At 44.3% G+C, this 438-nt stretch carries 1 pseudogene; it reads right to left on the reverse strand.

Annotated elements, in window-relative coordinates:
- A pseudogene (locus tag HMPREF2619_RS11395) lies at positions 1–438 on the reverse strand (hypothetical protein); the annotation flags it as partial.

The following is a 438-nucleotide window of genomic DNA, read 5'->3' on the forward strand; positions in this document are numbered from 1 at the left end:
TTTCTCTGGAGTCACTGGTTTCTCTGGAGTTACTGGTACGTAGATGATTGGAGTATCATCACCTGGATTTGTTGGAAGGTTTGGAAGCTCCTTACCTGGTTCTACTGGTTGACCTGGTTTGCTTGGATCTTTTGGATCTGGCAAGTATGGTTTGTAGCCTGGGACATTTGGCACAACTGGTTTACTTGGTTTAGTTGGATCTGTTGGATCATTTGGATACTTCACTTCTGGTGTTGATGGGAATTTCGGATCATCAGATTTCGGAACCAAGCTTCCAAGTGGTTTATAAGTTACCTTGTCAGTCGCCTCTGGCTGTTCTGGAGTCACCACTTTAGAACCAGCTTCTGTCTTATCTGCGTAGAATCCTGTAACAACAGGAACCGTTACCTTGCCATAAGTATGGCTTGTTTGATCCCATGTAATCGTTCCATCTGCTTG

The sequence above is a fragment of the Streptococcus sp. HMSC074B11 genome (assembly GCF_001808705.1).
In the GTDB taxonomy this organism is placed as follows: domain Bacteria; phylum Bacillota; class Bacilli; order Lactobacillales; family Streptococcaceae; genus Streptococcus.